The sequence below is a fragment of the Gordonia hankookensis genome (assembly GCF_014673215.1).
GTDB classification, from domain to species: Bacteria; Actinomycetota; Actinomycetes; order Mycobacteriales; family Mycobacteriaceae; genus Gordonia; species Gordonia hankookensis.
Genome location: NZ_JACWMS010000004.1, coordinates 17,588 through 37,900, shown reverse-complemented (window position 1 = coordinate 37,900; position 20,313 = coordinate 17,588). Strand labels below are relative to the sequence as shown.

Below are 20,313 nucleotides of genomic sequence, written 5' to 3'. Positions count from 1 at the left end.
GCCGGCGTCGCCGTACCCGAGCGTGCGCCAGAGATCGCGGGGTCTGACGAGAGGAGGCCGCTGGTGATCGGGCGGATGGGGATCGACGATATCCAACCCCTGGTGTCGGCAGGGCAGCTGCCGGCGAAAGCGGTTGTCGGTGAGCTCATCCCGGTCAGCACGACCGCGTGGCGCGAAGGACACGACGCGCTCGGCGTGACATTGCGGGTCGACGGCCCGGAGCGGACCGGCCTCGACATCCGGATGCAACCGGCAGGCGAACCCGACGTGTTCAACGCCGCGTTCGTCCCCGACGCCGTCGGGTACTGGGTGTTTCGCATCGAGGCCTGGAGCGACCCGTACACCACGTGGCGCTCGGCCATCATCAAGAAGATCGACGCAGGCCAGGGCGCCGCCGATCTGGCAAACGATCTCGAGAGCGGTGTGCAGTTGCTCACCCGGGCACATGACGTGGTCCCGATCGAGGCCCACGACACCCTCGACGACGCCATCCGGCTCCTGAAAGCGCGGCGACGGCGCATCGAGAACAGGGTGATCCTCGCCATCTCCGACGAGGTCGATGAACTGCTCACCGAACACCCGATCCGCGAACTGGTCACCAAATCACGGTCCTATCGTGTCTGGGTCGATCGTCGCCGCGCCCTCTTCGGCTCGTGGTACGAGTTCTTCCCTCGATCCACCGGCGGATGGGACAGCGACGGCAACCCCGTCCACGGCACCTTTCTGACGGCCGTCGACGACCTGCCCCGGATCGCCGGAATGGGTTTCGACGTCGTCTACCTCCCACCGATCCACCCGGTCGGCACGGTCAATCGCAAGGGCCGCAACAACACATTGGTGGCGGGACCCGAAGACGTGGGCTCACCGTGGGCGATCGGCTCCGTCGAGGGTGGTCACGATGCGATCAATCCTGCGCTCGGCACCGAGGAGGATTTCGCCTACTTCCTGGCGCGTGCCCGCGAACTCGATCTCGAGGTCGCCATCGATCTCGCTCTGCAATGCGCTCCGGATCATCCGTGGGCCGCCGAACATCCCGAGTGGTTCACCACCCTGCCCGACGGCACCATCGCCTACGCGGAGAATCCACCGAAGAAGTACCAGGACATCTATCCGCTGAACTTCGACAACGACCGCAACGGCCTCTATCGCGCGGTCCTCAAGATGACCTTGAAGTGGGTCGGACTGGGCGTCAAGATCTTTCGGGTCGACAACCCGCACACCAAGCCACCGAACTTCTGGGAGTGGCTGATCAACGAGGTGAAGAAGCGGGATCCCGATGTCCTGTTCCTGGCAGAGGCGTTCACCCGCCCGGCCCGGCTGTACGGCCTCGCCCGCATCGGGTTCACCCAGTCCTACACCTACTTCACCTGGAAGACGGCGAAGTGGGAGCTCGAGGAGTTCGGCCGGGAGATCGCCGCCCACGCCGACGAGGCCCGCCCGAACCTGTTCGTCAACACCCCCGACATCTTGCACGCGAGCCTGCAGCACGGCGGCCCCGGGATGTTCGCCCTGCGTGCGGCGCTGGCGGCCACGCTGGCTCCGACATGGGGTGTGTACAGCGGATACGAGCTGTACGAACACATCGCGGTGGCCGACGGCAGCGAGGAGTACCTCCACTCGGAGAAGTACGAGTTGAGGCCGCGCGACTACAAGGCCGCCTCCAGCCGGGGCGAATCACTCGAGCCCTGGATCACCACCCTGAACGAGATCCGTCGGCGCCACCCGGCCCTGCAGCAGTTGCGCAACATCACCTTCCACCATCTCGACAATCCTGCACTGATCGCCTATTCGAAGTTCGATGCGGTGTCCGGCGACCGCGTGATCGTCGTCATCAATCTCAATCCGTTCGGCACCGAGACCTCCACGCTGTGGCTCGACCTCCCCGCCCTCGGTTACGACTGGCAGGACCGTTTCACCGTCCTCGACGAGGTGTCCGGCCACGAATTCCATTGGGGACAGGCCAATTACATCCAGCTCGAGCCGTGGCGGGCGGTGGCGCACATCCTCGCGTTGCCCCCGCTCGACCCGTCCGCCGCCCGACGACTCGCCTACCGGATGCAGTGAGGTTGCCGTGACCAAGACGACCAAGAGCCCCGAACCCTATGCCTCCGACCATGATCTGCGCCGGCTGTTCAGCCTGACGCACCCGGACCCGCACTCTTTCCTGGGCGCACACGAGACCGATGACGGCTGGACCATCCTGCGCACACTGAGACCGGACGCCACCGCCGTCGTCGCGGTGATCGGCGAGGCCGACCACCCGATGCAGCGCCAGAGCGACGACCTCTGGGTGGTCGCGGTGCCGATCACGGGACTGATCGATTATCGCTATCGAGTCTCGTACCCGGGTGGCAGCGAGTATCTGGTGGCCGATGGATATCGCTTCCTGCCCAGCCTCGGTGAGGTCGACGTCCACCTGTTCTCCGAGGGCAGACACGAATCCCTGTGGGACGTGCTCGGCGCCCGGGTGGTCTCGTACACGACACCGGACGGCGAGGTCCGGGGGACGGCGTTCTCGGTGTGGGCCCCCAACGCCCATGGCGTGGCCGTCATCGGCGACTTCGACAACTGGACCGGTCGCCGGACTCCGATGCGGCAGATCGGCAGCAGCGGGATCTGGGAGGTGTTCGTCCCCGACGTCACGGATGGCGAACGGTACAAGTTCCGGGTCCACGGTGCCGACGGCGTGGTGCGCGACAAGGCCGACCCGATGGCCAGGCGGACACATACGGCGCCGTCGACGGTGTCGGTGGTCAGCGAATCAACCTACTCGTGGACCGACGGCGACTGGATCGCCCGTCGCGCCGAGGGGTCACCCATCGACGAGCCGATGAGCGTCTACGAGGTACACATCGCCTCGTGGCGAGTGGAGCTCTCCTATCGCGAACTCGCCTCCGAGCTCGGCGACTACCTCGTCGAGAAGGGGTTCACCCACGTCGAGTTCCTTCCGGTTGCCGAGCATCCGTTCGGCGGGTCGTGGGGTTATCAGGTCACGTCGTACTACGCACCCACTGCACGATTCGGTTCGCCCGACGACTTCCGATACCTCGTCGACCATCTGCACTCGTTGGGCATCGGCGTCATCGTCGACTGGGTCCCCGCCCACTTCCCCAAAGACGATTGGGCCCTGGCCCGCTTCGACGGCACGCCCCTCTACGAACACGCCGATCCGATGCGCGGCGAGCAATTGGACTGGGGCACTCTGGTCTTCGACTTCGGACGCCGCGAGGTCCGTAACTTCCTGGTGGCGAACGCGCTGTACTGGTTCGCGGAGTTCCACATCGATGGACTTCGCGTCGATGCGGTCGCATCCATGCTGTACCTGGACTACTCGCGTCCCGCCGGGCAATGGCGCCCGAACGTCTACGGCGGCCGCGAGAACCTGGAGGCCGTGCAGTTCCTCCAGGAGACGAACGCAACTGTGCACAAACACTTCCCCGGCGTCGTCACCATCGCCGAGGAGTCCACGGCCTGGCCTGGTGTGACGCAGATGACCACGCTCGGCGGTCTCGGATTCACCTTCAAATGGAACATGGGCTGGATGCACGACACGCTCGGCTACTTGTCCCGCGATCAGATCCACCGCAGTTTCCACCATCACGAGATCACCTTCTCGTTGATGTATGCGTGGAGTGAGAACTTCGTGCTGCCGATCTCGCACGACGAGGTCGTCCACGGGAAGGGCACGTTGTGGAGTCGGATGCCCGGCGACTCGTTCACCAAGGCATGCGGAGTCCGCGTGCTGCTCGCCTACATGTGGTCACATCCCGGCAAGCAGCTGCTGTTCATGGGTCAGGAGTTCGGGCAGACCGGGGAGTGGGCCGACAACCGGAGTCTGGACTGGCACCAGCTCCAGGGCTGGGAGGGCGAATTACATTCCGGGATATCGGCATTGGTGTCCGATCTCAATCGCGTGTATCGGGAGAGCCCGGCGCTCTACAGCCAGGATGCCACTCCGGACGGTTACTCGTGGATCGATGCCAACGACACCGCGAACAATGTCATCAGCTTCCTGCGCTACGGCGCCGACGGCTCGGTCATGGCCTGCCTGTTCAACTTCTCCGGCTCCGATCGAGAGAGCTACCGCGTCGGCCTGCCCCGGCAAGGGACCTGGGACGAGGTCCTCAACACCGACTCGGCAGCCTACAGCGGCGCGGGCAAGGGCAATCTCGGGCAGGTCGTCGCCGACGGGCCCGGCTGGCACGGCCGCGAGAGCTCCGCGACCGTGATGCTCCCGGCCAACTCCGCCATCTTCCTCGCTCCCGCCACGTCGTCGACCTGACGACGACCAGGCACACGATCGTCCGCCGGGCGGGCACACCCGCCCGGCGGACGATCAGAAGAGCGCGCTGGCCAGCTTGCGGCGCGCGGCCACCACGAACGGTTCCGCGGGATCGAAGAGCTCGAACAATTCGAGAAGTCGTGTCCGTGCGCGCGTGCGCTCGTCACCCGACGTCACCCTGATGACACCGACGATCCGGTCGAAGGCATCCTCGGGCCGCTGCGCGAGCAGCAACACATCGGCGGCGGCCAGCTGGGCGTCGACGTCGGCCGGTGCAGCCGTGTCGACGATCGCCGGATCGTGTGCCTGTGCGCGGAGAACGAACTCGAGATTGCGGGCAGCCGACGCCGCCTCGATGTTGTCGGGCTCGGCGTCGGTGATCGCCCGATAATCAGCGAGGGCGCCCTCGAAATCACCGGCGTTCAATTTGTCCTCCGCCGCCACCATGCGGGGGTCGTCGGCCTCCGGCTCGACCTCACCGGCCTCACCGCCCGGCAGTGCGTCGCCGACCTGATCGAGGATCTCCCTCACCCACTGCGAGATCTCCGCCTCGGATCGCACTCCGTTGAACGCGGCCACCGGCTGTCCCTGGGCGATCGCCACGACCATCGGGATCGATTGCACCCGGAACGCCTGGGCGACGCGCGGGCTGGCGTCGACGTCGATCTTGGCGAGTACCCAGGAACCCCCTGCGCGCGCCGCCAGCGACTCGAGCACGGGCGAGAGCTGTTTGCAGGGTCCGCACCACTCGGCCCACAGATCGACGAGAACCAGCTGGTGCTGTGACCGTCCGAGTACCTCGGTCTCGAAATTCTCGTCGGTGACGTCGATGACTGCGCCGCCGGAGTGATCGGGACCGCTCCCGCCCGGAGAGTCACCGTTCGGGGCGTCCTGCGGGGTTTCCGGTGTTCGGGAGGCCGGTGAGGGCCGCCCCGACTGCTGCCGCTGCGCGTCGGCGCGTTCCTTGAGGGCCGACAGGTCGACCGCACCCGACATCGCTACCGCGGCAGCTTGTTGCCGTGCGGCCGCAGCGGCCGCCTGCTGCCGATTCGTTGGTCTGCTCACCCCTCTAGTGTGTCATGCCGCCCGACCGCCGACCGCCGCTGTCACCCGCCGGCGCACGTACCACCCCGGCCGCCGCGGCGGCGAAGACGAGCGCTGCGATCGCGACGATCAATCCGACGGACAGGCTGCTCCGGCTACTGATGAAACCGACGACCGCCGGTCCCGCCAGCATGCCGAGATAGCCGCAGCCGACGACCACGGAGATCGCCCGTCCACTCGAAGCCGTCGTGAGGTTTCCGGCGGCGGTGAAGATCTGTGGGATCAATCCGGCCAGGCCGACGCCGAAGACGGTCCACCCTGCGATCGCCCAGCCCGCCGACGGCGCGAGGATCGCGAGCAGCATGCCGGTCATCCCGATCAGGGCACCCCAGCGGATCACCGCAACCGGCCCGACCCGGGACGCGACCCCGTCGACACCGAATCGGGACACCGTCATCGCCGCACTGAACGCGCCGAAAGCGATCGCACCGATCGAATCGCGGGTATCGAACGTCTCGACGACGTGCAGCGCACTCCAGTCGTAGGCCGTGCCCTCGGCGAGCATCAGTGCGAACGCCACCGCGGCCAGCAACGCCAGGCGTCGCAGGTCGACGCCCGTCCACCAGCGCCGCCGATCGGCGTCGTCCGATACTCCGGCATGCCGCACGGGTTCGGGCTCGTGGTGCTCCCGCGGCAGCAGTCCGGGGGCCGCACACGCGACGACCACCAGGCCGACCGCGCCCGCGGCGGCGACGGTGACGAGGACTCCTGCGTCGAGCCACAGGGTCGCCGCGACGACGCCGGAACCGATCAGGCTCCCGACGGAGAAGAAACCGTGGAAGGACGACATGATCGGACGGCCGTACCGGCGCTCGACCTGGACCGCCTGGGCATTCATCGAGACGTCGAGAGCACCGTTGGCGAAGCCGAATCCGGCGAGTGCCACAGCCAGGGTTGCGCCGTTGACTGCACTCACCGGTGCGAGGATCACGACCGACAGCACAACGGCCGCGACGACGGTGCTCGGACGCGAACCCCATCTGTCGATGAGCGGTCCGCAGACCTGCATCCCGACGAACGCCGATGCACCCAGGAGCAAAAGCAGGCCGCCGAGCTGATCGTGCGAGACGCCGGTGCGTTCGGTGATCACCGGGATGTGGGCAACCCACATCGCGGCGAGAAAACCGTTCAGCGCGAAGACGGCGACGACGGACCCGCGCGCCCGTCGCTCGGTGGCCGCGACCTCGATCTCGCGCTGCGCCCCCCGACGAGGAGCAGTCACGCGAGATGCCGGTCGACCCGCTCGACCTTGCCGGTCAGTTCGCCGGTGTGGCCCGGCCGGATATCTGCCTTGAGGACCAGGCCAACGCGCGGGGCGTGTTCGGCGACGGCCTCGGTGGCACGTTTGACCACGGCCATCACGTCGTCCCAGTCGCCCTCGAGGTAGGTGAACATCGCCGTCGTCTGATGGGGCAGACCAGACTCACGGACGACCCGCACCGCCGCCGCGACAGCCCTGCTCATCCCGCCGTCGTCGTCGACGGCGTCACCCCCCGAGGGCGTCAGGCTGAACGCGACGATCATGACAGCACCGTACTCAGGCGGCCAGCTGCCCGGAGGCCTGCTCGTCGGAGAGCTCCGCGAGGTGGCCGTTGCGCTGCGCCCACCATTCGAACACCAACGTGCCGAACGGCGGGATGCTGGACACGAGCGCCAGGACGGTGACCCCAACACTCCATCGCAACTGCACTGCGGTGATCACCGAGACGATGACGAAGAGAACGAAGACGATGCCGTGCACCATGCCCGGGACCGCAACCGCTTCGGTGTGCCCAAGCACCCATTTGAAGAACATCGCGATCAACAGCGCCAACCAGGTGATCGCCTCGAGGACCGCGACGAATCGGAAGCGCTTGGCCGGGGTGCTGAGATCGAAGAAGTGCGACATGGTCACCATTGTGCCGAATCGGACAGGATTCTACGACCAGGTGTAGTAGAAGTCTCCCCGTGCGGCTCCACTCAGCTCTTCGGGACCCGCACGATCAGGGCATCGCCCTGTCCGCCGGCACCACACAGCGCGGCCGCGCCGATCCCACCGCCACGGCGCTGCAGCTCCAGAGCGAGATGCAGCGTGATCCGAGCGCCGGATGTCCCGATCGGGTGCCCGACGGCGATCGCGCCGCCGTTGACGTTGATGATCGACGGATCGATCCCCAGTTGCGCGGTCGAGGCGAGCCCGACCGCTGCGAAGGCCTCGTTGATCTCGACGAGGTCGAGGTCGGCCGGCGTGATCCCGGCGCGCGCACACGCCTTCTCGATGGCATTGGCGGGTTGCGCCTGCAGCGACGAGTCGGGACCCGCCACCACGCCGTGCGGACCGATCTCGGCGAGCCACGTGACGCCGAGCTCGGTCGCCTTGGCCTTGCTCATGACGACAACGGCGGCCGCACCGTCGGAGATCTGCGACGAGTTGCCCGCGGTGATGGTGCCGTCCTTGCGGAATGCGGGGCGCAGACCGGCGAGCGAGTCGGCCGTGGTGTCCGCGCGCACGCCCTCGTCCTCGGCGAACGAGATCGGGTCGCCCTTGCGCTGCGGGATGCTGACCGGCACCACCTCATCGGCGAACACGCCGTTCTTCCACGCGATCGCGGCACGCTGGTGGCTCTGCGCGGCGAACCCGTCCTGCTGCTCCCGCGAGAATCCGCGGGTCACGTCGGCGGCCGCATCGGCTGCGACATCGTTACCCTGCTCGGTCAGGGCACCCATCGGCTGATCGGTGAAGGCGTCCCACAGGCCGTCGAAGGCCATGTGGTCGACCAACTCCGTGTTGCCGTACTTGAAGCCACCGCGGCTACCCGGCAGCAGGTGCGGTGCCTGTGTCATGGACTCCTGGCCACCGGCGACCACGACGTCGAATTCGCCTGCGCGGATCATCTGGTCGGCGAGCGCGATCGCGTCGATCCCGGAAAGACACATCTTGTTGATGGTCAGCGTCGGGACATCCCAGCCGATACCCGCCTTGATCGCGGCTTGGCGTGCAGGCATCTGACCGGCGCCCGCGGTGAGCACCTGCCCCATGATCACGTACTCGACCTCCGAGGCCGATACGCCCGACTTCGCCAGGGCGCCCTCGATGGCGATGGCGCCCAGGTCCACCCCGCTGAAGTCCTTCAACGACCCCATCAGGCGGCCGAACGGCGTCCGCGCTCCGGCGACGATGACCGTCGACGACTGTTCGGTGTTCGTGGACATGGGACCTCCAGGATCTCCGGTGACAGCGGGCAGACCGAGCGCCCGCTCTGTGCGCTTGTACATCCAACGCTACCGTTGGTGCATGACCACCTCTGCAACAGACCCCGCAACCGTCTCGGCCACCGAGCTCATCTCCGACCTCGTCGTCGCGATCGATCACGTCGGCATCGCGGTCCCCGATCTCGACGCCGCGAAGGAGTGGTACCTGACCCACCTCGGATTCGAGACCCTCCACCAGGAGACGAACACCGACCAAGGCGTCATCGAGGCGATGGTCGGCCCACGCAGCGCCGCCGAGACCGGCGGTGCCGTGATCCAGTTGCTGGCCCCGCTCAACGACGACTCCACCATCGCGAAGTTCCTCGACCGCAACGGGCCGGGCCTGCAGCAGCTGGCCGTGCGGGTCACCGATGTCGACGCGGTGAGCGCACGCCTGACCGACGCCGGAGTGCGTGTCCTGTACCCCGAGCCACGGCGTGGCACGGCCGACTCGCGGATCAACTTCGTGCACCCCAAGGATGCGGGCGGCGTACTCCTCGAGCTGGTCGAACCTGCGACGGATTCCACAGGTCACTGACATTTCCCACTGAGATAGACTGTGCCGCATGTCAGCTCCCGCACCGCGGCAACTCCCGTTCGCGATCGTCATGCGCGGCTTCGACCGCGAGCAGGTTGCCGAGCATCTGCAGCGAATGGACGCCGAGCTGCGTGTGCTCGCCGCGGACCGGGATGCGGCCACCGCCAACGCCCACGAACTCGCCGCACATCTGGAAGAAGCACGCGACGAGATCGAGGAGTTGCGTCGCGAGGTCGACAAACTCTCGGTGCCCCCGACCACCGCCCAAGGGATGAGCGAGCGGCTCGGCCGGATGCTCCAGCTCGCCTCCGACGAGGCGTCGGAGATCCGTGCCGATGCCGCGGCCGAGGCGGCCGAGACGACCTCGATCGCCCGGCAGGAGGCCGCAGGCCTGCGTGACGATGCCCACGCCGACGCCGAGCGCATCCGCGAGGACGCGGAGGACAAAGCGAAGAAGCTGATCGACGAAGCCGAGGACCGCGCACGTCAGGCACGGGAGAAGGCAGACGCCCTTGCCGCTCAGGCCGCCGAAGAGGCCGAAGAGGCCAGCACCCTGATCACCGAGCGCACGGCGGCGATGGAGGCCGAGCACAAGGAGACCATGAGCGCGGCACGCGACGAGGCGCGCCGGATCGTCACCAAGGCCAAGGGCGAGGCCGCCGAACTCGAACTGCAGAGCACGCGTGCGCGCCAGGCCGAACGCGAACGCCACGACGCCGAACTGGCCGCCCAGCGTGACCGCGCGCGGCACGAGGCCCAGCGGACGAAGGACACGGCACAAGAGATCGCCACCGAGCGCCTCGCCCGCTCCCGTGAACTCGCCAACAAGGCAGACCTCGCCCGTAAGCAGGTCGTCGAGCAGCTCGACCGGGTCCGCGAGCAGTTGGCCAAGGTGCCCGAGCAACTGGCCGAACGCCACAAGGATCTCGCCGAACTCACCGATTCCGACGATCTCGAACTCCTCAATCGCGCACTCTCCACGCAGTCGCAGATCAAGCGGTCCGGCGCGACGAACTCCGGGGGCACCAACGGATCGTCGGCGGCGCCGAATGTCGCGGGCGGCCAGTCCAAGAACCAGACGACGAACAATCAGACCGCGAACAACCAGACTGCGAACAAATAGCCCCACCTCGACCGATACCCGGCGGATCTCCGCCGGACTGTTTACGATCTCGCCATGAAGAGGCGTGCCTTCGTCCTGGTCAACCGTGCCATGAACGCTGTGATCGGGCGGATTCGTCCTCGGCGCTTCCGTGGGGCCGATCTGCTGATCCTGACCACGACGGGCCGCAAGACCGGGACGCGGCGTACGACGCCGCTGATCTACATGCCCGACGGCGATCGTTGGATCGTCGTCGCCTCGAACGGCGGGGGCGACTGGGAGCCCGGCTGGTGGCTCAACCTGAAGGCGGGCAGCCCGGCGGAGATCGCGATCGGCGACGCGGTGACGCCTGTTCGGGGCGCGGAGATCACCGGTGCCGAACGAGAGCAGATGTGGACGACTCTCAACGAGAACGTGTTCGACTTCCAGGGCTATCAGGACCAGGTCAGCCGCACGATCGCGGTGGTCGCGTTGACCCCTGTGAGCTGACCCGCGCGGAAGCGTTCAGAACAACCGGAACTCCGTGCTCTCCGCGCCTCGGAGTGCATCGTAATCGAGTATCAGACAACGGATTCCACGATCCTCAGCGAGGGTTCGCGCCTGCGGCTTGATCTGTTGGGCGGCAAAGACCCCGGACACCGGCGACAGGATCGGATCGCGGTTGAGCAGTTCGAGGTACCGCGTGAGCTGTTCCACACCGTCGATCTCGCCGCGTCGCTTGATCTCCACGGCCACCGTCGCACCGGCGGCGTCACGACACAGCAGATCGACCGGACCGATCGCGGTCATGTACTCGCGCCGGACCAGCGTGTGACCGGTGCCCAGCGTCTCGACGTGTTCGGCCAGCAACTCCTGAAGGTGCGCTTCCACGCCGTCCTTGACCAGACCCGGATCGACGCCGAGCTCATGGGCCGAATCGTGTTCGATCGACGCGATGGTGATCCGCAGTTCCTCGCCGGTCTTGTTGGTCACGACCCAATACGCTTCGCCGTCGGCACCGTCGGGAACCGGCAGCTCGGCCATCCAGCAGGGCGGACTCATCCAGTTCAGCGGCTTGTAGGCACGGTCGTCGGCGTGCACGCTGACCGAGCCGTCCGACTTGATCAGCAGGAGACGTTTGGCCATCGGCAGATGTGCTGTCAATCGCCCGACATAGTCCACTTGGCAGTTCGCGATAACCAGACGCACGGTGGCCAGCTTAGCGACCGCCCCTGCGTGCCGGCGCACTCCCCACCGAACGCACGCTCACGCCGGGTACCGTTGCTTCAGCTGGAACGCCTCCGCGTCGATGACCGCATCCGCGATGGTGCCGTGGACGTGCGGCAACGTCGGATCGAATCCCCGAAGTGCTTGCGGTGCAGCAAGATCTGGGAGCGTGCTGTCGTTTCGGTGGCGGTCCACGCTGGCCCGCACCACACCGTCGGGGTCGACCAGCATGGCGCGTTGGCCGCGGTCGTCGAGGGCGTGTTTGAAGTTGAGGATCATGGTCCGGGCCACCGGGTCGATGACCCCGATCCGGGAGATGTCCACGATCAGGACATCGACGTCGTCGAGATCCCCCTCGAACCGCCGCATCGCACTCTCGGCCCCCGAGAAGGTCAGGTCGCCTTGGAGTTCGTAGATCCTCACCCGGTCACGGCAGGTTCGCAGATACAGACGCTCGATGTCACCCCAGTCCTCCGCGATCTCGAAATCGGCGATGTCGTGAATGGACCGGATGGTCACCCGACTCTCGCGTGTCAGGTTGAACATGTGCAGACCGAGGTCGGTCGACAGATGCCGGCACGTGTCGATGCCCCGCACACTGTTGCCGTGCCGATCGAGCCGTGGTGAGTACACCCCGATACCCAGCTGTCCCGGCAGGATCGCGAGGATTCCGCCGCCCACCCCGCTCTTGGCCGGCAACCCGACCGACGACACCCAGTCGCCTGCACCGTCGTACATTCCACAGGTCGTCATCACCGACAGCACCCGTTGGGCCACCTCTTGGTTCAGCACCTGGCGACCGGTACGCGGGTTGACCCCACCGTTGGCGATGGTGCAGCCGATCACCGCCAGGTCGTCGGTGGTCACCCGCAGGGAGCACTGCCGGTAGTAGAGGTCGAGCGCCGCCTCCGGATCGGTGTCGATGACCCCGAAGCTGTCGAGCATGTAGGCGATCGCCCGGTTACGGGCACCGGTGGCCGCCTCGGAGCCGTAGACCGCGGGGTCGAGGGACAGCTGACGTCCGGCGCATGCCGAGTAGAACGCCACCAACTCGTCGAAGATCTCGTCGACGGTCTGCGGGGCGACGTCGCGAACCGGTGGCAGCAGCATCGACGCGGTCAGGATCGCGCCGGCGTTGATCATCGGGTTCTTGGGGCGCAGACGGTCATCGACACTGATCTCGTTGAACGCCTCACCTGAAGGCTCCACACCGATCTTGGTGTCGACCTGCACGTAACCCAGTCGGGAGAGCGCCAGCGCGTACGTGAGTGGCTTGGAGATGGACTGGATCGTGAACTCGACGGAGCTGTCCCCGCGGGAATAGATGTGGCCGTCGTGCACGCACAACGACAGCCCATAACCCTCCGGGTCCACCTGCGCGAGTTCGGGGATGTAGTCGGCCACCGCACCGGAGAGATCGGCGGCGCAGGCGGACGTGATGTGGCTGAGATACCCGTCGACAAGGGAGGTCACACTGCGAATGTAGGCCAGAAACGGTGGACGGGGCATCAGTCGGCCGCGCGCCACACTCGCGACAACCTCCGAAGTGGTGAGCCCGCCTGCTGCTCGTGCACCATTTCGTCGGTGGTCGCTCTCCGCCCGGCTCGGCACAGTTGGTCGAGATCCCCGCCGACGACAAAGGAGTCCTCCGGTGACCACCTCCGCGCCCTCGATCTCATCGCCCGACGTCGACACGCCATCGCTCGCCTTCGAACCCGCGCCTGCCACCGCCACTCGGTTGCGTGCACGACTCTTCTGGCCGAACGACTCGCCGACCATGACGGGCCTCGTCGAGACCTTCGCGCACTTCGGCCTCACCGTGGTCGCTCACGAGCTCGAGGAGTCCGACGACGCCGCACCGACGCACCGTCTCTTGCTGGCCCCGCCCGTCAACGGTGTCTGGGATGCCGAGACAGGCAGCCGGATCGCCGAGGTGTTCGCCATGCTGCGCTCCGATCGCGTGGAGGTCGACGGCTTCCTCCGTCTGGTCACATCCGTCGGGCTGCGCATGCCCGAGGTCGTGCTGATCCGGGCGCTGTCGCGGTACACGGCCCAGTGCGGCCTGGCGGTGGGGGCCGACGCCGTGGTGGACATGCTCACCGACCATCCCTGCGTGACAAGCGAACTCGTCGACCTGTTCAGGGCACGCCTGGAACCGGGACGTGACGACCGGGAACAGGTGATCGACGACGCCGAGCGCCGACTCGACAGCTCGATCGCCATGGCGACGACCCTCGACGAGGATCGCCTGTTCCGCGCCCTGCGGTCCGTGGTCCGGGCGACGCTGCGGACCAACTATTTTCGGCCCGGCGTTCCCTGTACACGGGCGTTGGTCCTCAAACTCGATCCCGCACAAGTGGAATTGTCCGGCGGGGTCATCCCTCACCGCGAACTCTTCGTCCACTCGGCGACGGTGGAGGGCAGTCACGTCCGGGGTGGGACCATCGCTCGGGGCGGACTGCGGCATTCGGAGCGGCCGAGTGACTTCCGGACCGAGGTGCTCGGCCTGCTGCGCACGCAGATCGTCAAGAACTCGCTCATCGTGCCGGTCGGCGCGAAGGGCGCCTTCGTGGTTCGCGGCGGCACCGATCCGAGCCCCGACCGAGTGCGCAGTGCCTACGCCGAGTTCGTCGCGGCGATGCTCGACGTCACCGACAACCTCGTCGACAACACCGTGGTCCACCCCGATGACACTGTGGTGACCGACGGCCCAGACCCCTACCTGGTGGTCGCCGCCGACAAGGGCACAGCCCGTTTCTCCGATCTCGCCAACGCGATCGCGGTGCGACGTGGCTTCTGGCTCGGCGATGCATTCGCCTCCGGCGGATCGGCCGGGTACGACCACAAGAAGATGGGCATCACCGCCCGGGGAACCTGGGTGGCGGTCCGACGACACCTGTCCGAGATCGGGATCGATGCGGACACCGATGAGTTCACCGCTGCGGGCATCGGTGACATGTCCGGTGACGTCTTCGGGAACGGCATGCTCGCCTCGACCACCATCAGGCTGATCGCCGCCTTCGACCATCGGCACATATTCCTCGACCCGACGCCCGACGCCACGTCGTCGTACTTCGAACGGCAACGCCTGTTCCACCTCCCGACGAGCACCTGGGACGACTACGACCGCACCCGCATCTCGCCGGGCGGTGGGGTCTGGTCGCGGGCCGCGAAATCGATCCCGCTCTCCGACCCGGCACGACGCGCCCTCGACGTCGAGGCCGACGAATTGTCACCACACGAACTGATCGCCGCCATCTTGCGGGCACGTGTCGACCTGCTCTTCAACGGCGGCGTCGGAACCTATGTCAAGGCGTCGACGGAGTCACACGCCCAGGCAACCGACACCGCAAACGATGCGCTGCGTGTGGATGCGGACACATTGCGCACCCGCGTGATCGGTGAGGGCGGCAACCTGGGGCTCACGGCGCGTGCACGGGTGGAGTATGCGCTGGCGGGCGGTCGGATCAACGGCGACTTCATCGACAACGCCGCCGGTGTGGCCACCTCGGACCGGGAGGTGAACCTCAAGATCGCGCTCGAGGACGCCGTCCGCAGCGGCTCCGTGAAGCCGGCCGATCGCGATGCGGTACTGGCCGGGGTCACCGACGAGGTCGCCGCGGCCGTGCTCGCCGACTGCGACCGTCAGACCCTCGCGCTGTCGTTGGCAGAGAACAGTTCATCCTTCCTGCTCGGCCGCCACGCACGGCTCATCGACAACCTCGAGGAGACGGTCGGGATCGATCGCACCGCCGAGGTCCTGCCCACCGCAGGCCAACTCGCCGCCCGCATACGTGATGGTGGCGGACTGGTCCGCCCGGAGATCGCGGTATTGCTGGCGATGTCGAAGAACCTGGTGCGCGATGATCTGCTGGCCTCCTCGTTACCCGACGATCCCGCGATGGCGGGCGTACTGGCCGGCTACTTCCCCGCCGCCATCCGGGCAATTCTCCAAGGCGATCTGGCCGGCCACCGGCTCGCGCGTGAGATCGTGGCAGTGAGCGTGGCCAACGACCTCATCGACCATGTCGGGCCGGGTTTCGTCTTCCGGGCCGAAGAGCGGTTCGGCGTGCACACGCCCGACATCGTGCGCGCCTATGTGCTGGTGGCGGAAACACTCGACGTATCCGCGTTGTGGCGCGAGGTCATCGATCGCGACGATCTGGCCCCCGACGTCCGGATGTCCATGCTCACGGCCCTCCAGTCGGTGATCGAGGAGGCCACCGGTTGGGTCCTTCGACAACGCACCGCACAGACCGCGGGAGTCGACGGGATGCCTGCCGGGCACGCACTCGCCGACGAGATCGCCCGACTGGCACCGACCGTCGGCGAACTGCGATCCGGGTTACCGCCGCTGACCGGCGACGCGGCCGACGACCGCAGCACCGTCGACCTGCTGGGCCAATCGTTGGCGATCGCCGACGAGGCCATTCGCTCGGCCGTCCCGGTGGCACGGGTGGCGCAGGCATGGCGCTGCGTCGGTGAAAGCTTCGAACTCGACCGCCTCGCGCACTCGCTGTCTGATCGGTCGCTGTCTGATCGGTCGCTGTCGGAGGGGCCCGCCCAGGACCACTGGGACGCGATCGCGTCGGCCATCGTGACCGATCAGCTCGCCGAACACCGCCACACGCTGGTGCGACTGCTCCTGGCAGGTGCACCGGCCGATCAACCGATGACCGATGTGGTCGGTGGGTGGGCCCGCCGACATCCGGTCACGGTGGCCCGACTGGCGGACACCCTTGCGCGACTGCATCGCGACGGACCGATCACCGGCACCCGCGCCCTCGTGGCCGTCGACGAGGTACGGCTGCTGATCGCGCGCGCCTAGCTGCGGGCGATGATCGCGAGCAGGAGTTCGGCCCGCACCCTGGCGATCGAGAGGTCGCAGCCGAGGATCTCCTCGGCTCGTGCGATCCGGCCGCGCAGCGTGTGCCGATGCACGCCCAGGGAGGCGGCCGCGGCCTCCCACTGGCCGTTCGCCTCGAGGTAGGCGCGGACCGAGGCCAGGAGTTCGGTGCCGTTGCGGGCATCATGGTCGACGACCGGAGCCACCAGGATCTCGGCCAGTCCGTCGAGGACTCGTCGCGATTCCGGGAACGACAGCAATGCCCGGCCCGCCAGCGCGGTGGATTCCTCGCAGCGGCCGCGACGTTCCGCAGACGCAGCGGCCATCCGGGATTGTTCGACGGCGATGGCGAGATCATCGACGCGATGTGCCGCGCTGAGCCCGATCCGAAGCCCCCTGCGCTGCGGCGGGCTCACTCCCTCGAACAGGCGATCGGCGAACTCCACCGTGTCACTGCCGCGCAGCAGGACCAGTAGCCTGTCGTCGTCCTCGACGAGGAAGACAGGTCGGGTTGCGGCGGCCAGCGCATCGTCGACGATCCGCACGATCGCGCCGGAAGCAGATGGCAGATCCAGAACGGTGAGCACGCGGATCTCGTCTCGCTGATCACCCGCAGCGATCACCACGTCGCGGGCCATCCCGAGGTCGGCCTCCCCCGACAACAGGATCCGCAACGCTGCGGAGTGGATCCGGTTCTGCTGGACGTGAAGTCGGCGCGGTTTCTCGAAATCGAGGGCCAGCAGGGAGTTCGCGTGGCCGATCAGGACCTGATCGGTCGGCCGTGGCTCGTGGGCGAAGACCACCCCGAGATGACCGTGGCCACGTTTGTCGACCCGGATCGACTGTGTGACAACCATCCCGAACGGCCCCGCCGACACGCTGCTCACCGCACTCGACGCATCCCGCGTCACGAGATCGATCACGGAACCCACGACATCGTCCGCGAGGTCTGCCGGATAGGTGTCCACGACCCTGATCTGAGTGTCGAGCAGCACCACCGCCCCCGCGCACGCCACCGACAATTCCTTGATCAGTGCAGACGCGCCGCCGCTGACGGCTGCCCTCGTCATCCGAGGCTGCGCGCGGGATGCCAGGAGCACCGCCTCGTACTGCAGTTCGGCGAGCCGATCGGTGACGGTCTTGGCGACGGCGACGAATGGTGTGGGCAGCGGTACCGCAAAGAGTGTCAGGTTGTGCTCGTCGGACGCTTCGATCAATTCGGCGGGCACGTCGTCGTGTTTCAGTCCGAGTCCGAATCCCAATGCTGCCGCACCACATTCGGCGAGCTCGGCGACATATCGCCGCCGATCATCGGGGTCAGGTGGTAGCGCGATCCCCGTGGTCAGCACCGCTTCTCCGCCGGACAACCATTCACCGGGTCGCTGAAGTTCCGAGGTCACCACAAAGGTGATCTCGGCGTCGTCGCCTGCGCCACCGGCGATCCGCTGCAGCCCGAGTTCACGGCGGCCGAGCAGCCAGCGCACCGGCACTCCCACAGTCATCACTCCATTCTGTCGAAGATCGACCGTCGATCTCCGACGTTTCGGCGCATGCGCGCCTCTGTGCAGAAGAGCACAGTGAGACGCGGCAGGCAAGCTGCCGACTCTTGCCCGCATCGGTGCCGGGCACTTCGGACGGATGGAGATTCGACATGCGGTTGCTCGTCGCCTACCTCGCCACCACCGGTGGCGCCGATGCCATCTCGGTGGGGGTCCGACTGGCCCGCACCCTGGGCGCTCGCCTCGACGTCTGCATGGTGGTGCCACGCGACCGCACCGCTCCCCTGCTGCCCGCAGCCAACTACGACGAGGTACTCGTCGAGCAGTCGGAACAGTGGCTGACCGAGGCAGTCGACCTGGTACCGACCGACGTCGCGGTCACCACACACGTCGTTCTCCATGATTCGGCGGCTCAAGGCCTGCTCGACGAGACCGAACGGCTCGGCGCGGCCGCACTGGTGGTCGGTGGATCGGGCGGCGGAATGGCAGGCAGCCATTCTCTGGGTTCGGTTGTCAACGAGCTCCTGCATGCGTCGTCGGTGCCGGTGGTGCTGGCCCCTCGCGGAGCACGCCATTCCACCGCAGACCGGGTGCGCGAGATCACCTGCGCCATCGGCACTCTGCCCGGTTCCACCGAACTCCTCGACGCCGCGGTCCGCGTCAGCGCCGAGGGCTCTCTGCCGTTGCGATTGGTCTCCCTGGTCGGACTCGACAAGTCCGGCGACGCCTCCCGGCTCCGCCGGGCGACCGCGCACGCAGAGGAGACGCTCGACAAGGCGGTCGCTGCACTTCCCCCGGCAACGTCGGTGACCGCCTGCGTCGCGGAGGGCACATCGGTCGAGAGTGCGGTCGATTCGCTCGACTGGCGCGATGGCGACCTGATCATGGTCGGGTCGAGTCGGTTGGCCCAGCCGCGTCGACTGTTCCTCGGTTCGACCGCCGCCAAGATGCTGCGCGTCCTCGCCGTGCCCATGGTCGTCGTCCCACGACACGACGACTGACCGCACATCCGACATCTGTCAATACGACGAAATGTCGATCCAGTGGCGGCAGGCTTCGCCGAAATGGAGCTGTCGCGCGACCTGTCCAGACGAAACACTCATTGCAGCGATGCAGACAACATGTGGGGAGAAACCATGACCGCCATCACTTACCGCCTCGCGCAGAAGCGTCACCTGATCACCCCCTTGCCGGGCCCGAGATCGGCAGAGCTCACCGCACGGCGGCGACAGGCCGTTCCCGCAGGCGTCGGATCGTCGGTGCCGGTGTACGCAGCCGATGCGGACGGCGGCGTGATCGTCGATGTCGACGGCAACTCGTTGATCGACCTCGGCTCGGGCATCGCGGTCACCAGCGTCGGCGCTTCCGACCCCGGTGTCGTCGAAGCCGTCCGAGAGCAAGCAGGACACTTCACCCACACGTGCTTCATGGTCACGCCCTACGAGGGTTACATCCGCGTCGCCGAGGAGCTCGCCGAGCTCACCCCCGGGGACCACGAGAAGCGGACCGTGCTGTTCAACTCCGGGGCCGAGGCAGTGGAGAACGCGATCAAGGTCGCTCGCCTCGCAACAGGACGCAACGCCGTGGTCGCCTTCGACCACGCCTACCACGGTCGCACCAACCTCACGATGGCCCTGACCGCCAAAACCCTGCCGTACAAGCACAATTTCGGGCCGTTCGCACCCGAGATCTACCGCATGCCGATGAGCTACCCCTACCGCGACGCCGAGGGCTTGACCGGCGAGCAGGCTGCGCGCCGCACGATCTCGCAGATCGAGAAGCAGATCGGCGCCGACGCGCTCGCGGCGGTCATCATCGAGCCGATCCAGGGAGAGGGTGGGTTCATCGTGCCCGCCCCCGGTTTCCTCCCTACCCTCGCGGCCTGGGCGCGCGAGCACGGCGTCGTGTTCATCGCCGACGAGGTGCAGACGGGATTCGCCCGCACGGGCTCATGGTTCGCCTGCGATGACGAGAACGTCGTACCCGACATCATCACGATGGCCAAGGGGATCGCCGGCGGGATGCCCCTGGCAGCCATCACCGGGCGAAGTGACCTCCTCGACAAAGTGCACGCCGGCGGCCTGGGCGGCACGTACGGCGGCAACCCGGTCGCCTGCGCAGCGGCGCTCGCGGCGCTGGACACGATGCGCACGCATGATCTGCCGGCCAGGGCTCGCGCCATCGGTGACACCGCGACGCGGCGGTTGCGTGCGTTGGCGGCGGAGGTCGATGTCATCGGCGACGTGCGCGGGCGTGGCGCCATGATCGCCATCGAATTGGTGCGCCCCGGCTCCACCGATCCCGACGCAGACCTGGCCAAGCGCATCGCCGCCCAGTGCCTCGACGACGGGGTCGTCATCTTGACCTGCGGTACCCACGGCAACGTCATCCGCCTGTTGCCGCCGCTGGTCATCGATGACGACCTGCTGGCCGACGGACTCGATGTCCTCGCGCAAGCGATCCGCACCGCCGCGGACAACTGATGCCCACCGAGATCCGACCACC

At 67.2% G+C, this 20,313-nt stretch carries 16 protein-coding genes; 8 read left to right on the top strand and 8 right to left on the bottom strand.

The window, feature by feature from the left end:
- The first annotated feature begins 63 nt into the window (after window positions 1-63).
- Window positions 64-2,064 (top strand): maltotransferase domain-containing protein, encoded by a 2,001-nt coding sequence (locus tag IDF66_RS18350; protein ID WP_317628761.1) that lies wholly within the window; start codon window positions 64-66, stop codon window positions 2,062-2,064.
- A 7-nt stretch (window positions 2,065-2,071) separates the two neighbouring features.
- Window positions 2,072-4,282, top strand: coding sequence for a 1,4-alpha-glucan branching protein GlgB (gene glgB, locus IDF66_RS18345; RefSeq protein ID WP_190268101.1), 2,211 nt, complete (start codon window positions 2,072-2,074; stop codon window positions 4,280-4,282).
- Between the two features lie 54 nt (window positions 4,283-4,336).
- On the opposite strand, the gene IDF66_RS18340 is transcribed toward glgB, so the two are convergent.
- The 5 genes from IDF66_RS18340 to IDF66_RS18320 all read right to left on the bottom strand — a co-directional run bounded on the left by IDF66_RS18340 (window position 4,337) and on the right by IDF66_RS18320 (window position 8,578).
- Entirely contained in the window at window positions 4,337-5,347 is a 1,011-nt protein-coding gene (locus tag IDF66_RS18340; RefSeq protein ID WP_387999307.1) for a tetratricopeptide repeat protein, read from the bottom strand.
- A 4-nt stretch (window positions 5,348-5,351) separates the two neighbouring features.
- The gene (locus tag IDF66_RS18335; RefSeq protein WP_190268362.1) at window positions 5,352-6,497 is read right to left on the bottom strand and encodes an MFS transporter; all 1,146 of its coding nucleotides are present in this window, start codon (window positions 6,495-6,497) and stop codon (window positions 5,352-5,354) included.
- Window positions 6,498-6,604: 107 nt separating this feature from the next.
- On the bottom strand, window positions 6,605-6,910 hold the full coding sequence (locus IDF66_RS18330; RefSeq protein ID WP_190268100.1) for a thiamine-binding protein: 306 nt from the start codon (window positions 6,908-6,910) through the stop codon (window positions 6,605-6,607).
- A gap of 13 nt (window positions 6,911-6,923) precedes the next feature.
- A complete protein-coding gene (locus IDF66_RS18325; RefSeq protein ID WP_190268099.1) occupies window positions 6,924-7,283 on the bottom strand; it encodes a DUF3817 domain-containing protein in 360 nt (119 codons plus the stop codon).
- Between the two features lie 62 nt (window positions 7,284-7,345).
- On the bottom strand, window positions 7,346-8,578 hold the full coding sequence (locus IDF66_RS18320) for an acetyl-CoA C-acetyltransferase (RefSeq protein WP_164306557.1): 1,233 nt from the start codon (window positions 8,576-8,578) through the stop codon (window positions 7,346-7,348).
- An 82-nt stretch (window positions 8,579-8,660) separates the two neighbouring features.
- Between IDF66_RS18320 and mce the strand changes: the two genes are divergently transcribed.
- From mce to IDF66_RS18305, 3 genes are read left to right on the top strand one after another with little or no spacing between them, the layout of a single operon-like run.
- Window positions 8,661-9,155 (top strand): methylmalonyl-CoA epimerase, encoded by a 495-nt coding sequence (mce, locus tag IDF66_RS18315; RefSeq protein WP_190268098.1) that lies wholly within the window; start codon window positions 8,661-8,663, stop codon window positions 9,153-9,155.
- Between the two features lie 28 nt (window positions 9,156-9,183).
- Complete coding sequence (locus IDF66_RS18310; protein ID WP_190268097.1) at window positions 9,184-10,278, top strand: coiled-coil domain-containing protein; 1,095 nt, start codon at window positions 9,184-9,186, stop codon at window positions 10,276-10,278.
- A gap of 54 nt (window positions 10,279-10,332) precedes the next feature.
- On the top strand, window positions 10,333-10,746 hold the full coding sequence (locus IDF66_RS18305; RefSeq protein ID WP_190268096.1) for a nitroreductase/quinone reductase family protein: 414 nt from the start codon (window positions 10,333-10,335) through the stop codon (window positions 10,744-10,746).
- Window positions 10,747-10,761: 15 nt separating this feature from the next.
- On the opposite strand, the gene nucS is transcribed toward IDF66_RS18305, so the two are convergent.
- Together nucS and glsA are read right to left on the bottom strand one after the other, a co-directional pair.
- The gene (nucS, locus tag IDF66_RS18300; RefSeq protein ID WP_190268095.1) at window positions 10,762-11,445 is read right to left on the bottom strand and encodes an endonuclease NucS; all 684 of its coding nucleotides are present in this window, start codon (window positions 11,443-11,445) and stop codon (window positions 10,762-10,764) included.
- Window positions 11,446-11,502: 57 nt separating this feature from the next.
- Complete coding sequence (glsA, locus tag IDF66_RS18295; RefSeq protein ID WP_190268094.1) at window positions 11,503-12,936, bottom strand: glutaminase A; 1,434 nt, start codon at window positions 12,934-12,936, stop codon at window positions 11,503-11,505.
- Between the two features lie 178 nt (window positions 12,937-13,114).
- On the opposite strand from glsA, the gene IDF66_RS18290 reads away from it, so the two are divergent.
- Window positions 13,115-16,291, top strand: a complete 3,177-nt coding sequence (locus tag IDF66_RS18290; protein WP_190268093.1) for an NAD-glutamate dehydrogenase domain-containing protein — start codon at window positions 13,115-13,117, stop codon at window positions 16,289-16,291.
- On the opposite strand, the gene IDF66_RS18285 is transcribed toward IDF66_RS18290, so the two are convergent.
- Window positions 16,288-17,811, bottom strand: coding sequence for a PucR family transcriptional regulator (locus tag IDF66_RS18285; RefSeq protein ID WP_223309851.1), 1,524 nt, complete (start codon window positions 17,809-17,811; stop codon window positions 16,288-16,290). The two genes, IDF66_RS18290 and IDF66_RS18285, sit on opposite strands and share 4 nt — an antisense overlap.
- Before the next feature lie 149 nt (window positions 17,812-17,960).
- Between IDF66_RS18285 and IDF66_RS18280 the strand changes: the two genes are divergently transcribed.
- A complete protein-coding gene (locus IDF66_RS18280) occupies window positions 17,961-18,809 on the top strand; it encodes a universal stress protein (protein WP_190268092.1) in 849 nt (282 codons plus the stop codon).
- A 135-nt stretch (window positions 18,810-18,944) separates the two neighbouring features.
- Complete coding sequence (gabT, locus tag IDF66_RS18275) at window positions 18,945-20,291, top strand: 4-aminobutyrate--2-oxoglutarate transaminase (protein WP_190268091.1); 1,347 nt, start codon at window positions 18,945-18,947, stop codon at window positions 20,289-20,291.
- Window positions 20,292-20,313 lie beyond the last annotated feature (22 nt).

Excerpts from the sequence above, each read along its gene's own strand:
- IDF66_RS18335 (WP_190268362.1), bottom strand. The coding sequence starts at position 6,497 with ATGTGGGTTGCCCACATCCCGGTGATCACCGAACGCACCGGCGTCTCG.
- IDF66_RS18330 (WP_190268100.1), bottom strand. The coding sequence starts at position 6,910 with ATGATCGTCGCGTTCAGCCTGACGCCCTCGGGGGGTGACGCCGTCGAC.
- IDF66_RS18325 (WP_190268099.1), bottom strand. The coding sequence starts at position 7,283 with ATGGTGACCATGTCGCACTTCTTCGATCTCAGCACCCCGGCCAAGCGC.
- IDF66_RS18320 (WP_164306557.1), bottom strand. The coding sequence starts at position 8,578 with ATGTCCACGAACACCGAACAGTCGTCGACGGTCATCGTCGCCGGAGCG.
- mce (WP_190268098.1), top strand. The coding sequence starts at position 8,661 with ATGACCACCTCTGCAACAGACCCCGCAACCGTCTCGGCCACCGAGCTC.
- IDF66_RS18310 (WP_190268097.1), top strand. The coding sequence starts at position 9,184 with ATGTCAGCTCCCGCACCGCGGCAACTCCCGTTCGCGATCGTCATGCGC.
- IDF66_RS18305 (WP_190268096.1), top strand. The coding sequence starts at position 10,333 with ATGAAGAGGCGTGCCTTCGTCCTGGTCAACCGTGCCATGAACGCTGTG.
- IDF66_RS18285 (WP_223309851.1), bottom strand. The coding sequence starts at position 17,811 with ATGACTGTGGGAGTGCCGGTGCGCTGGCTGCTCGGCCGCCGTGAACTC.
- IDF66_RS18280 (WP_190268092.1), top strand. The coding sequence starts at position 17,961 with ATGCGGTTGCTCGTCGCCTACCTCGCCACCACCGGTGGCGCCGATGCC.
- gabT (WP_190268091.1), top strand. The coding sequence starts at position 18,945 with ATGACCGCCATCACTTACCGCCTCGCGCAGAAGCGTCACCTGATCACC.